We start from the raw sequence: 12,862 nt of genomic DNA, 5'->3' as shown, positions 1-12,862 counted from the left end.
GCCGGTCAGTCGGCCAGGTTGTCGCTGAGGATGTCGAGCACGTGGTCGTGCGTCTGCGCGGCGGCGGCGCCGGACCGGGTCGCGACCACGCCGACCAGCGACTCCACCAGCACCGCGAGCGCGATCCGCGACGTCCGCTCGAGCTCGTGCCGGAACGTCGCCGCGGCGGGGGCGACGACCAGCTCGACGTCGGCGAGCGCGCCCAGCGGCGACCCGCGGAACGACGTCACCGCCACCACCGTCGCCCCGCCCTGCCGGGCCGCCCGGGCCACGCGCAGGCTGGCCTCGCTCGCCCCCGACCCGCTGAGCACGACGCAGCCGTCCGCGGCGGTGAGCCCGCGCGCGGCGATCTGCTGGCCGATGGAGTCGGCCACGCAGTCGGCGGGCCGACCGACGGCGGTGAGCCGCATCGCCATGTCGGTGGCCAGCGGCGCGGACAGCCCGTTGGCCAGGACCAGCAGCCGCCGCGAGCCCAGCAGCGCCGCGACGGCCCGCTCGACCGTGCCCTCGTCGAGGACCGCGGTGATCTGCGGCAGCGCGGCCGCGAGCGCCGCGATGTCCGCCCGCAGCCGGCCGAGGGCGCTGGACCCGTAGTCGACGGCGTCCCCGGCGTGCGCGAGCTCGGCCGCGAGCGCGACCCGCAGCTGCGGGTAGCCCTTGTAGCCGATGCTCTGGCAGGCGCGCACGACGGTCGACCGGCCGACGCCGACCCGGTCCGCGAGGTCCTGCGCGGTGGACTCCACCACGCGCTCCGGCTGGGCGAGCACCTCCTCGAGCACCCGCCGCTCGCTGGCGTGCAGGCTCGGCAGCGCGGTGCTGATCCGCACCGTGGGGTGCGCGACGACGTCAGGGCTGGACGGCACGGGCACGGGCTCCCTCCATGATCCGGCGGCGCAGCGCCCCCGAGGCGGCGTCGATCGCGACGGTGACGACCACGACGACGAGCAGCAGGACGCCGACGACCCCCCACTCCCGGTACTGCGTGTAGGAGGTGAGCATGTCACCGATGCCGCCGACCCCGATCAGGCCGAGCACCGCGGACGACCGGACGTTGATCTCGAACCGGTACAGCCAGAACGACCCGAACGCGGGGAGCACCTGCGGCCAGACGCCCCAGCGCAGCACCTGCGTGCCGGACCCGCCGGCCGCGCGGACGGCCTCGACCGGGCCGGTGCCGATGCCCTCGATGGCCTCGTAGCCCCACTTGCCGAGCGTCCCGACGCCGTTGAGCGCGAGGGCGAACGCGCCGGTGAGCGGCGTCAGTCCGGTCACCGAGAGGATGACGATGGCGATGATGATCTCCGGCACCGCGCGGATCACCGCGAACAGCAGCCGCAGCACCCCCCGCACCGGTGCGGGTGCGTGGCCGCGGGCGGCGAGCAGGCTCAGGGGCGTCGCGACCAGGACGCCGAGCACGGTGCCGAGCCAGGCCATCGCCACGGACCGCCAGGTCTGCCGGAGCGCCTCGGGGAGCTTCGACCAGTCCGGGTCGGAGAACATCAGCCCCAGGTAGCGGACCACCTCGGACGGCAGGTCGGCGAGCCGGTCCCACTGGATGTCGACGGACCAGAACGCCAGCACGACGACGACCACGACGGCGGTGGACAGCGCGCGGCGGCCGAGGCGCGCGGGGCGGGCGGGCGGAGCAGCCACCAGGACTGCGGCGGGCGCGGCGGTCACACCAGCCTCCGCCGGGCGGCGCTGCTGACGGCCTCGAGGACGAGCACCACGACGAGGATCTCCAGGATGATGAGCGACAGCTGGTCGTACCGGTAGAACGACCGGACGGCGTCGATGAGCAGGCCGGTGCCGCCGGCGCCGACGAGGCCGAGCACGGCGGACGCGCGGACGTTGAGCTCGAGCACGTAGAGCAGCTGCGTGACGAAGCCCGGCAGCATGTCGGGCACGGCGACGGCGCGGTTGACCTGGGTCTGGGTGCCGCCGGCGGCGCGGCCGGCCTCGAGCGCGCCGGTGTCGGCGGCCTCGAGCTGCTCGGACACGAGCTTGACCACGATGCCGACGTCGAACAGCACCAGCGCGAGGATGCCGGGCAGCGCGCCGACGCCGACCATCGCGACGAGCACGGACGCGTAGAGCAGGTCGGGCACGGCGCGGACCACGTTGAGCACCGCCCGCACGGCGCCGCGCAGCAGCGGGTGCGGGTTGGTGGTGCGCGCCGCCCACAGGCTCAGCGGCAGCGAGACGACCCCGGCGACCGCGGTCGCGATGACCGCCATCTGCAGGGTCTCGAGCAACGGCTGCACCGTCCGCGGGAAGAACGACCAGTCGGGCTGGAGCAGCGCCAGGACCTTGTCGGCGCCGTTGGTCCAGTTCCGGACGATGGCCCCGAGGTCGACCTCGACGCCGATGCCCGGCACCAGCGTGAGCGCGGTGATCCCGAGCACGACCGCCGCGCCGACGACGACCTTCCACCGGCCGGCGGGCCGGGCGGGCGGGAGCGGGGCCGGTCGGGTGGGGGCCGGGGCCGCGCGGACGTCGGTCGTCATGAGCCGAGCACGTCGTCGGGGCGGATCGACCGGCCGTAGATGTCCTCGAACACCCGGTCGGTCGCGTCCGCGGCGGCGCCGTCGTAGACGACCTGACCGGCACGCAGGCCGATGAGGCGCGTGCCGTACTCCCGCGCGAGGTCGAGCAGGTGCAGGTTCACCACGACGGTGATCCCGAGCTCGCGGTTGACCCGCCGCAGGTCGGACATCACGCCGTGGGCGGTCGGCGGGTCGAGGCTGGCGACCGGCTCGTCCGCGAGGACCGCGCGGGGCTGCTGGGCGAGCGCCCGGGCGATGGCGACGCGCTGCTGCTGGCCGCCGGACAGGTGCGACGCCCGGTGCCAGGCGCGGTCGAGCATCCCGACCCGGTCCAGGGCCTCGTAGGCGACGGCCTTGTCCCGCGCGGTGTGCGCGCCGAGCAGCGTGCGCCAGGTCGGCGCGTGCGCGACCCGCCCGACCAGGACGTTCTGCAGCACGGTCGCGCGGCCGGCGAGGTTGAACGACTGGAAGATCATCCCGACCTCGCCGCGCAGGGCGCGCAGGCCCCGGCCGCGTGCGGCGCGCACGTCGTGGCCGCCGACCTCGACGGTCCCGGAGGTGACCGGCACGAGCCCGTTGAGCGTGCGGATCATGCTGGACTTCCCGGAGCCGGACAGGCCGACGACGGCGACCATCTCCCCCGCGGCGACGTCGAGCGAGACGCCGTCCAGCGCGACGACGCCGTTCGGGTACCGCACGACGACGTCGCGCATCCGGACCGGCCACGGGGCCGGCACCGCGACGTCGTGCGTCGCGGTGCCGGCGCCGGCCGTGGTGGCTGCGCTCACTGCAGGCCGAGCTTCTCCGCCGCGCGGGCGACGACGTCGAGGGACGCCGGGTCGGCCGGGGCGAGCTTCGAGATGGAGTAGATGTCGGTGAGCACCTGCGAGCCCTCCTCGGTGTTCGAGTAGTCCTCGAGCGCCGTGGCGATCCGGTCCTGCAGGTCCTGCGACAGCGACGCGGACAGCGCGACGCCGTCGTTCGGGATCTCCTCGGTCAGGGCGAACACGACGACCTTCTGGCCGACGTCCGGGACGTCCTTGGCGACGATGGTGCGCGCGTCCCAGAACGAGAAGCCGACCTCGGCGTCGCCGTTGTAGACCGCCAGCACGGAGGCGTCGTTCGCGGTCACCGGGATCTGCTCGATGTCGGTGTCCGTGTCGAGCCCGGCCTCCTGGAGCGCCAGGACGGGGTAGATGTAGCCGGCGGGCGACGCGGGGCCGAGCAGGGCGGTCCTCGCGCCCTCGACCTTCGTGATCGAGTCGAGGCCGGCGGGGCCCTGCATCGCGTCGGCGCCGTTGCAGAACAGCATCCCGTCGCGCTCGACGGGCTCGTCCTCGCAGTACTTGTCCGGGTTGTTCGTCATGAACTGCGCCGGGTAGGAGATGTTGCCGTTGCGCTCGGTCTGCAGCACGACGCTGGCGTCGTACATGTCGTTCGCCTGCCAGAGCTGCAGGGACGGCAGGAACCCGATCTGGGCCTGGTCCGCGCCCATCGCCTCGACGGCGGCCTGGTAGTCCTTGGAGACGACCCCGGTGACCTCGATGCCGAGCTCCTCGGTGAGGAAGTCGGTCAGCGGCGCGGCGGTGTCGACCAGCCCGCTCTGGTCCTGGGACGGGACCAGCGCGAGGGTCAACGAGGTGGGGTCGGCGGCGGTCCCGGCGGCCGACGGCGTCGCCTCGGCGTCACCCGACGAGCAGGCGGTCAGGGCGAGCGCGGCGGCGGCCAGCAGGGCGGCGCCGGGCAGGACGTGCTTCTTCATGGTCATCCTTCACTCGTGGTCCGCGCGGTGGCCCGGGCGGGGGTGTCGTGGTCGGTGAGCGCGGTGCGCCCGCCGTCGCGGACCCAGTCCCGCAGCGCCGGGTACAGCTCCGGCAGCTCGGTGACGGTCCACGTGGGGCGGGCCTCCGGCGGCGGGCGCCGGGAGACGAGGGCGGTCGCGTGACCGCGGGCGGCGACGGGCGCCAGGTCGTTGGCCCAGACGTCGCCGACGCTGAGCACGCGGACGGGACCGCCGGGCGCGGCGCCGCACCGGTCCAGGACGCCGTCCATGCCGGCGGGCTTGCCGACATCGGTGAGCACGGCGTCGAGCAGGCCGGTGAGGCCGAGGTCGGCGAGCGTCTCCGCGAGCCGGATGTCGGGCGCGTTGGTGGCGAGCACGACGCGCGCCTCGGTGCGCAGCTCGGCGAGCACGGCGGCGAGCCCCCGGGGCGCGCTCACCGGGGCGTCGTCGGTGCCGAGCGCGTGCCGGCTCGCGAGGTAGGCCGCGGACAGCGCGAGCGGCCCGACGCCGTGCCGCTCGGCGAGCTCCCGGACGAGGTCGTAGCCGTCGAGCGGGAGCAGGGCGTCGGACGACCGCCGGCCGCGTCCGGCACGATGTCCGGCTGGGCGTCCGGCGGGGGCGGGGTCGCCGAGCGCCTCGACGGCGGCGTGCACCTCGGCGCGGAACGCAGTGGCCGCGGCGGGCGCCAGGCCCGAGGCGGCGGCGCGGGCGTAGGCGTGCACCGGGCCGTGCCCGACCGCGACGGTGCCGTCGAAGTCGAGCAGGAGGAGCGTGTCGGATCGGCTCACGGATCGCCTTGCGTGCGGGGGCGCTGGGCCCGGGGGTCACGCCCGTGTGGACGCTCCGCCCACGCTAGGGGTCGCTCATGGACGATTTGACCGCGATCGTGTGAACTCCAGGAGAACTCTCGCGGGCCGGCCCCGACCGCCCGGTTAGCCTGCGCGGGTGCGCCCCACCGACCCGCCCGAGCCGCCCGCGACCGCCGCGACCGCCGACGCCGACGCCCGCGCCCTGCGCGACCTCGACGCCGCCGCGGCCGCCGCGCCGCACGACCCCGCGGCCGCGCTCGACCCGCGCGGACCGGTCGGCTGGCTCGCCCGGCAGATCGACGACGACCGGGCGCGCGGCGGGTTCGGGACCTGGGCCCGGTCGACCGTCGTCGACGAGCACACCCGGGAGCCGGTGCTGGACCCCCCGGTGCTGGCGTGGCTCCAGGCGCGCGCGGGCCTGCCCGTCGAGCACCCCGGCACCGACGCCGGCCTCGCGCACGTCTACGGGTACCTGCTGTCGACCGCCGCGACCCCCTACGGCCCCAAGCGCGAGCGCTGGACCGGCGGCGCGCTCGCCGTCGCGCTCGGCCACGACCCGCGCCACCTCCTGCCCTGGCACCGGCCCGACGGACGCACGCTGCTCGAGCGCGTCACCGACGCGGTGCTGCCGCTGCTGCGCGACCCCCACGTCCCCGGCACCCTGCTGGTCCGCGACGACCCGGTGCCGGGCACGCACGACGCCCTGCGCACGGTGGTGCACCGCGGGCAGGGCGTCGTGGGCGAGGGCGGGGCGCTGCTCTACGGGCTGGTCGGGCCGGACGGGGTCCGTCCGGTCACCGTCTTCCCCGTGACGGCGTCGCCGTCCTGGCTCCGCGAGACCGGGGCCCTCCCCCCGGTCCCTCGGTACAACGTGCTGCTGGACTAGCGCGGGCCGTCCTGCGGCTGCGCCGGCCCCTGCGGCTGCGCGGGCTCCTGCGGCTGCGCGGGCTCCTGCGGCTGCGCCGGCCCCTGCGGCTGCGCCGGGTACGTCGGGTACGCCGGCTGCGCCGGGAACGCCTGCGGGAACGCCTGGGCGTACGCGGCCGGTCCGTGCGTGCGGGCCACCCAGTCCTGCCCGGGCATGAAGATCCAGAGCAGCGGGTAGATGATCAGCGGGCTGCCGGGCAGCACGATGAGCACGATGAGGAACAGCCAGCGCATGGGCCAGGCGTCCATGCCGAACCGTCGGGCGAGGCCGGCGCACACGCCGCCCAGCACCCGGCCGTCCAGCGGCCGCACCAGGCCGCTGCGCCAGAGGGACTCGTAGATGCCGGTCATGGTCGTCTCACTCCTGTCGGTCGTGCCGTCGTCCTGACGACACGTCCTACGGTGCCGCGCCGGGCGACCCCCGCACATCCGGGGCGGACCCTGGGGCGACCCTGATCCGCACCCTGAGGGGTCAGCGGGTGGTCACCCGGACGCCGTCCGCCCCGACGACGAACCGCACCCGCGACAGGTCGGCCACCACGAGGTCCGCGCCGCCGCCCGGGCCCTCGGGGTGGGTGGTGCGCAGGCCCAGCGTCGCGGCACCCGCCGCCCGGCCGGAGCGGACGCCCGACTCCGCGTCCTCGACCACCAGGCAGCGGCGCACGTCCACGCCGAGGCGCTGCGCGCCGACCCGGTACGGCTCGGGGTCCGGCTTGCCGCGGCTGACGTCGTCGGCGGTGACGACCTGGGCCGGCGCCGTCAGGTCGACGGCCCCGACCCGGGCCGCCGCCAGCCGCGCGCCGCAGGACGTGACGATCGCGGCACGTCCACCGGGGGCGAGCGCCGCGAGCGCGTCCGCCGCCCCGGGCAGCACCTCGATGCCCTCGGTGTCCGCGACCTCCAGCTCGACCACGCGGGCCAGGGCCGCCGCGCGCTCGGCGGGGTCCCGGTCGGCGAGCAGGGTCTCGAAGATGTCGCGCGCGGGCACGCCGTGGAACGCGAACGGGCTCAGGTCGGCGGTGGGCATCCCGTACTCGTCGGCGAGCCGCAGCCAGCAGCGCTCCACCGAGCGGGTCGAGGAGATCAGCGTGCCGTCCATGTCGAACAGCACCGCGTCGAAGGTCTCGCCGAGGACGTCGCGCGCGCCCTCGGCGGTGCTGCGGTCCGGGCCGTGCGTCGCGGTCGTCATGCCCCGAGCCTCGCACGGCGACCATGTCCGCGGCCCACCTCAGCACCACCTCAGCACCGCCTCAGGGGCACCTCAGGGCGGATCGGCAGCGACCGGGGCGCAGGCTCGCGGCGGTCGTCCGATCCGTGGGGCACCGCCTCAGCAGCACGGTAGGAGGTGCCGGGGAACCGGCCGGACCCGCCGCCCGCGGGTCCGCCGAGGAGCACGACGGGGGACGCGAGATGGACACGATCTGGGGACCGGCGCTCGACGCCGAGGTGGCGTACCGGCACGAGGTCGTCCGCGCCGCGGTGCGCGGGTCCGACCTGGGCTGGCGCTGGCGGCGCCGGCGGCAGCGCTGACCGGGGCCGGCCCGGGCGGGGCGGGGACGGCGGTCGCCGGGGGCAGACGCGTGTCGGTGCCTGCTGCCACGATCGACCTCATGACCCGGTCGGTGCCGCACGCCCCGTTCGTCGCCCGCGACGCGCAGGTCGCCGCGCTGCTCGCGGCCGTGGACCGTGCCGGGGCGGGCGAGCCCGGCCTCGTGCTGCTGGGGGCGGACGCCGGGGTCGGCAAGACGCGGCTGCTCACCCACACGGCGCGGCTCGCGACCGGGCGCGGGGCGACGGTGGTGGTCAGCCACAGCATCGACCTCGGGGAGATCGGCCTGCCGTACCTGCCGTTCGCGGAGGCGCTGCACCAGCTCGCCGCCGCGGACTGCCCCGGGGTCGCGGAGGTCGTGGCCGCGCGGCCCGCGCTGCGGCGGCTGCTCCCGGCGGCCGGTGCCGAGCCGGCCGCGCCGGACGCGCAGACCGAGCGCCTGCAGCTGTTCGACGGCGTGGCGGCGGTGCTCGCCGCCGCAGGCAGCCCCGGCGCCCCGCTCGTGCTGGTCCTCGAGGACCTGCACTGGGCGGACTCCTCCAGCCGGGACCTGCTGCGGTTCCTGGTCGCGCGGCTGCGGTCCGAGCCCGTGCTGCTGGTCGCGTCGTACCGGACCGACGACCTGCACCGCCGGCACCCGCTGCGCCCCGTGCTCGCCGAGCTGGGCCGGCACCCGCGGGTCGAGCGGATCGACCTGCCGCCGTTCACCGCCGACGAGGTCCGCACGTTCACCACCGCGCTGGCGGGCGCGCCCCTGCCGGAGGACGCGCTGCAGCGGATCGTGCGGCGTTCGGAGGGCAACGCCTACTTCGCCGAGGAGCTGCTGGAGGCCCGGGGTGCCGGCACCGACCTGCCCGGCACGCTCGCGGACGTGCTGCGCGCCCGGCTCGAGCAGCTCGACCCGGAGGTGCAGCGGCTGGCGCGGGCCGCGTCGGCCGCGGGGCGCCGGGTGGCCGAGCCCCTGCTGCGGGCGGTGGTCGCCGGCTCGGGCGACGGGTCGGCCCCGGGCGCGGACCCCGCGCGGCACGCGGCGTTCGACGCGGCGCTGCGGGACGGCGTGGCGCACCACGTGCTGGTCGGCGAGGACGGCCGGATCGCGTTCCGGCACGCGCTGCTCGCCGAGGCGGTCTACGCCGACCTGCTGCCCGGCGAGCAGGTGGCGCTGCACCGCGACTACCTGGAGGCGTCCGCGGCGGACCCGACGCTCGCGACGTCCGCCGAGCGGGCCCGGCACGCCCTGCTGTCCCACGACAACCGGCTCGCGCTGCTCGCGTCCCGGGACGCCGCGCGGGAGGCCGGCCGGGTGCTCGCCCCCGCGGAGGAGCTCCGGCACCTGGAGACCGTGCTGCGTCTCTGGTCCGGGGTGCCGACCGCGGCGGACGACCTCGGCGAGCAGCGGGTCGACGTCCTGCTCGCGGCCGCGGCGGCCGGCGGGCGCGCCGGGCTCGGCGACCGGGCCGTGGCCCTGGCCCGGGAGGCCGTGCAGGCGGTCGACGACGCCCCGGCGTCGGGACGGGTCGCGGCGCTCCGCACGACGCTGGCCCGGCACCTGCTCGGCGTCGAGCGGGTGGACGAGGCGCTGCGGGAGACCGACCGGGCGCTGGCCGACCTCGACCGTGCGGGCGGCGCCGGCGGCGGGCCGAGCGCCGACCGGGCCTGGGCGCTCGCCACGCACGCGCGCGCGGCGCTCAACTCCGACCTGGACGACCAGGCCGAGATCGCCGCGGCCGCCGCGGTCGAGGAGGCCCGGGCCGCCGGCGCGGCCGACGCCGAGGCGGACGCGCTGATCTCGCTGGCGGTGCTCGTGGTCGAGGACGCCGACCGCGCGGCTGACCTGCTGAGCGACGCCCTGCACCGCGCCCGCGACGCCGGGGACACCGCCACCGAGCTGCGCTGCACCTACAACCTCGCCGCGAACCGGTTCTACGCGGGCCGGCTCGACCAGGCCGCGGACACCGCGGCGAGCGGGCTCGCGCTCGCCGCACGCGCCGGGCTCACGTGGAGCACGTACGGCGTCGAGCTGCGCCTGTTCGAGGAGATCGTCCGCTACACCCGCGGGGACCTCACGCCCCCGGCCCCGAGCGCCGACCCCGGCCCGCCGCGCGCGCTGTCCGCGATCGAGGGCGTCCAGATGTACGCGGCCACGGCCCGTGGCGACGCCGACGCCGCCGCCCGCGGCCTGGACCTGCTGCACGGCCGGCACGGCGACACGATGATCACGCTCATCGCCGGGGGCTGCGCCGTCGACGCGCTCACCGGGGACGGCCGCCTCGACGAGGCCGTCGCGCTCGCCCACGAGCTCATCGACGAGATCAGCCGGGTCTGGTCCGACTACTTCCTCGGCGGCATCTGGCTGTCCGCCCTCGGGCTCGCCGCGCTGGCGGACCTCGCCGCCGCGGACCGCCTCGCCGGTCGCGACCCCGCCGCCCGCCTCGTCGCCGGCGCCGCGCTGCTGGACCGCGCCGTCGTCACCGCCGACCGCGGCCGGCCCCGCGGCGGGCAGATCGGACCCGAGGGCCGCGCGTGGCTCGCCCGCGCGCACGCCGAGCACACCCGCCTGCTCGGGGAGGCCGACCCGGACGCCTGGGCGCGCGCCGCCGCGGAGTTCGACTACGGCTACCGGTACGAGCTCGCCCGCACCCGCCGCCGGTGGGCCGAGGCGCTGCTCGCGGCGGGCGACCGCGACGCGGCCCGCGAGCAGGCGGCCGCGGCGCTCGCCGTGGCACGGGAGATCGGTGCCGTCCCGCTCGTGACCGCCCTGTCCGACCTGTCCCGGCGGGCGCGCCTCGACCTGCCCGGCGTGGCCGGCGGCGGCGCGGGCGTGCTCACCGGCCGGGAGGCCGAGGTGCTGGCGCTCGTCGCCGAGGGGCTGAGCAACCGGCAGATCGGCGAGCGCCTCTACATCAGCGGCAAGACGGTCTCGGTGCACGTCTCGCGGGTGCTGGACAAGCTCGGCGTGGGCGGGCGCGCGGAGGCGGTCGCGGTCGCGCACCGACGGGGGCTGCTCGGCGCTCCACCCGGGTGAACCCACCCGGGTTCCCAGGGCGCTCCCAGGGCGCCGGGTTACGCTCGCGGCAGGCCGCGGTCACCGGGAGGACGCCCCGACGTCGCGGCGACCCGCCCCGGCCCCGGCCCAGCACCCCGCCGCCCCTCGCACCGGAAAGCCCGCATGCCCACCAGCAGCCCGCACCCGATCGTGCTCGTGCACGGCACCCGCACGTCCTCCCGCATCTGGGACGACCAGGTCCGCGCCCTCACCGAGGGCGGCCACGCGAGCGTGGCGATCGACCTGCCCGGCCACGGCACCCGCGCGCACGAGCGGTTCACCTTCGAGGGCGCGCTCGCCGCGATCGACGACGCGGTCCGGTCCTGCGACGCGCCGCCGCTGCTCGTCGGGCTGTCGCTCGGCGGCTACATGTCGCTGGCGTACGCCGGGCGGCACGAGGACCGCCTCGCGGGCGTGCTGCTCGCGGGCTGCTCGACGGAGATCAAGGGCAAGCCGCTGCACGTCTACCGGCACGCGTCCAGCCGCGTGGCGCGGGCGCTGCGGCTCGGCGGCGGCACCTGGCACGTCGTGACCGACATGCTCGCCGCGATGCACGGCTACTCCCCGCTGGGCGACCTGCGCCGCCTCGCCCTGCCGGTGTGGCTGGTGAACGGCGCCCGCGACCCGCTGCGCCTCGAGGCCCGCCGCTACCTCGCCGCGCACCCGGGCGCCCGGCAGTGGGTCGTACCCGGCGCCGGGCACGACGTGAACAGCGAGGCCCCGGTGACGTTCAACCGGATCCTGCTGCACGTGCTGCGCGACCTGTCCCGCCGCGCCCTGCCCGGGTCCGGCCTGCGCGTCGCCTGACGGACCCGCACGGCCCGCGCGACCCGACCCGCGCGACCGGGCCGTGGACGCCCCGGGCCGCCCGGTACCTGACGTGCCACGATGACGGGGCTCGACACCCCCGATCCGGGAGACCCGATGATCCGCAGCACCGACCACGTCCTGACCAGCCACGCCGGGAGCCTGCCCCGCACCCCCGAGCTGATCGCCGCCAACGCCGCCCGTGAGGCCGGCGAGGACCCGGCCGGCTACGCCGAGCTGCTCAGCGGCGCCGTCACCGACCTCGTCCGCCGCCAGGTGGACCTCGGCATCGACGTGCCCGGCGACGGCGAGTTCGGCAAGGCGATGAGCAGCGCCATCGACTACGGCGCCTGGTGGTCGTACTCGTTCCAGCGGCTCGGCGGCCTGGAGCTGCGCGACGGCGCCAGCTGGATCGTCAAGGACGTGCAGTCCGGCCCCGGCGACGTGCGGGTGACCGGCTTCGGCCGGCGTCGCGACCGCGCCGCGTTCGAGGAGGCGTACGCCGACCCGACCAGCGGGGTGTTCCACGGCGGCGACCCCAAGCCGTTCCCGACGGCCGTCGCCCCGGTGACCTACACCGGCCAGGACGCCGTGGCGCAGGACGTCGCGAACCTGCGCACCGCGCTCGACGCGACCGGTGCGCGCGAGGGCTTCGTGACGTCCATCGCCCCCGGCAGCGCCGCGCGGATGGACAACGAGTTCTACGGCACGGACGAGGAGTACGTCTGGGCGCTCGCCGACGCGATGCGCGAGGAGTACGTCGCGATCATCGACGCCGGCCTGGTGCTGCAGATCGACGACCCGTCGATGGCCGAGAACTGGGACCAGATCACCCCGGAGCCCACGGTCGAGGACTACCTCCGGTTCACGCAGATGCGCGTCGAGGCGCTCAACCACGCGCTGCGGGGCCTTCCCCAGGACCGGATCCGCTACCACCTCTGCTGGGGCTCCTGGCACGGCCCGCACACGACCGACCTGCCGATGGAGGACATCGTCCGCACGATGCTCACGGTCGACGCCGGCGCGTACTCGTTCGAGGCCGCGAACGCCCGCCACGAGCACGAGTGGCGCGTGTGGGAGGACGTCCAGCTGCCCGAGGGCAAGCTCATCCTCCCGGGCGTCGTCGGCCACGCCACGAACGTCGTCGAGCACCCCGAGCTCGTCGCCGACCGCATCGAGCGGTTCGCGAACCTGGTCGGCCGGGAGAACGTCGTCGCCGCCACCGACTGCGGCCTCGGCGGGCGGATCCACCACCAGATCGCCTGGGCGAAGCTCGAGACGCTGGTCCGGGGTGCGGAGCTGGCCACGCGGCGCCTCTGGCGCTGACGACCCCGCACGACCGCCCGGCACGCACGACGGCCCGGCACCCCACGCGGGGAGCCGGGCCGTCGTCGT

General features: G+C 76.7%; 12 protein-coding genes. 4 read left to right on the top strand and 8 right to left on the bottom strand.

What is annotated here, in order from left to right; genetic code table 11:
• Nucleotides 1–5: 5 nt before the first annotated feature.
• The 6 genes from ACFVXN_RS00915 to ACFVXN_RS00890 form a co-directional block, all read right to left on the bottom strand.
• Entirely contained in the window at nucleotides 6–863 is an 858-nt protein-coding gene (locus ACFVXN_RS00915) for a MurR/RpiR family transcriptional regulator (protein WP_389225844.1), read from the bottom strand.
• Nucleotides 847–1,653, bottom strand: coding sequence for a phosphonate ABC transporter, permease protein PhnE (gene phnE / locus ACFVXN_RS00910; protein WP_389227804.1), 807 nt, complete (start codon nucleotides 1,651–1,653; stop codon nucleotides 847–849). The genes ACFVXN_RS00915 and phnE (ACFVXN_RS00910) overlap by 17 nt, the downstream gene beginning before the upstream one ends.
• A gap of 23 nt (nucleotides 1,654–1,676) precedes the next feature.
• Nucleotides 1,677–2,507, bottom strand: a complete 831-nt coding sequence (phnE, locus tag ACFVXN_RS00905; RefSeq protein ID WP_389225841.1) for a phosphonate ABC transporter, permease protein PhnE — start codon at nucleotides 2,505–2,507, stop codon at nucleotides 1,677–1,679.
• A complete protein-coding gene (gene phnC, locus ACFVXN_RS00900; protein WP_389227801.1) occupies nucleotides 2,504–3,259 on the bottom strand; it encodes a phosphonate ABC transporter ATP-binding protein in 756 nt (251 codons plus the stop codon). The genes phnE (ACFVXN_RS00905) and phnC overlap by 4 nt, the downstream gene beginning before the upstream one ends.
• Before the next feature lie 71 nt (nucleotides 3,260–3,330).
• Nucleotides 3,331–4,308: a phosphate/phosphite/phosphonate ABC transporter substrate-binding protein gene (gene phnD, locus ACFVXN_RS00895; protein ID WP_389225838.1), complete on the bottom strand. Its 978-nt coding sequence runs from the start codon at nucleotides 4,306–4,308 to the stop codon at nucleotides 3,331–3,333.
• A gap of 2 nt (nucleotides 4,309–4,310) precedes the next feature.
• Entirely contained in the window at nucleotides 4,311–5,117 is an 807-nt protein-coding gene (locus ACFVXN_RS00890) for an HAD family hydrolase (RefSeq protein ID WP_389225835.1), read from the bottom strand.
• A gap of 157 nt (nucleotides 5,118–5,274) precedes the next feature.
• Here ACFVXN_RS00890 and ACFVXN_RS00885 point away from each other — a divergent pair, with 157 nt between their 5' ends.
• A complete protein-coding gene (locus ACFVXN_RS00885) occupies nucleotides 5,275–6,024 on the top strand; it encodes an amino acid deaminase (RefSeq protein ID WP_389225832.1) in 750 nt (249 codons plus the stop codon).
• Here ACFVXN_RS00885 and ACFVXN_RS00880 read toward each other — a convergent pair.
• Nucleotides 6,021–6,416 carry a PspC domain-containing protein gene (locus ACFVXN_RS00880; protein ID WP_389225829.1) on the bottom strand — a complete coding sequence of 132 codons (396 nt, stop codon included), beginning with the start codon at nucleotides 6,414–6,416 and terminating at the stop codon, nucleotides 6,021–6,023. The genes ACFVXN_RS00885 and ACFVXN_RS00880 overlap by 4 nt on opposite strands.
• A gap of 121 nt (nucleotides 6,417–6,537) precedes the next feature.
• Nucleotides 6,538–7,254 carry an HAD-IA family hydrolase gene (locus tag ACFVXN_RS00875; protein WP_389225827.1) on the bottom strand — a complete coding sequence of 239 codons (717 nt, stop codon included), beginning with the start codon at nucleotides 7,252–7,254 and terminating at the stop codon, nucleotides 6,538–6,540.
• Nucleotides 7,255–7,651: 397 nt separating this feature from the next.
• On the opposite strand from ACFVXN_RS00875, the gene ACFVXN_RS00870 reads away from it, so the two are divergent.
• The 3 genes from ACFVXN_RS00870 to ACFVXN_RS00860 all read left to right on the top strand — a co-directional run bounded on the left by ACFVXN_RS00870 (nucleotide 7,652) and on the right by ACFVXN_RS00860 (nucleotide 12,793).
• Entirely contained in the window at nucleotides 7,652–10,639 is a 2,988-nt protein-coding gene (locus ACFVXN_RS00870) for an AAA family ATPase (RefSeq protein WP_389225824.1), read from the top strand.
• Nucleotides 10,640–10,783: 144 nt separating this feature from the next.
• Nucleotides 10,784–11,467 (top strand): alpha/beta fold hydrolase, encoded by a 684-nt coding sequence (locus ACFVXN_RS00865; RefSeq protein ID WP_389225821.1) that lies wholly within the window; start codon nucleotides 10,784–10,786, stop codon nucleotides 11,465–11,467.
• A 117-nt stretch (nucleotides 11,468–11,584) separates the two neighbouring features.
• A complete protein-coding gene (locus tag ACFVXN_RS00860; RefSeq protein WP_389227798.1) occupies nucleotides 11,585–12,793 on the top strand; it encodes a cobalamin-independent methionine synthase II family protein in 1,209 nt (402 codons plus the stop codon).
• Nucleotides 12,794–12,862 lie beyond the last annotated feature (69 nt).

The organism is Cellulomonas sp. NPDC058312, assembly GCF_042880135.1.
Lineage (GTDB): Bacteria > Actinomycetota > Actinomycetes > Actinomycetales > Cellulomonadaceae > Cellulomonas.
Note: the sequence above shows the minus strand (reverse complement) of the source record. Positions and strands in the feature narration are given on the sequence as shown.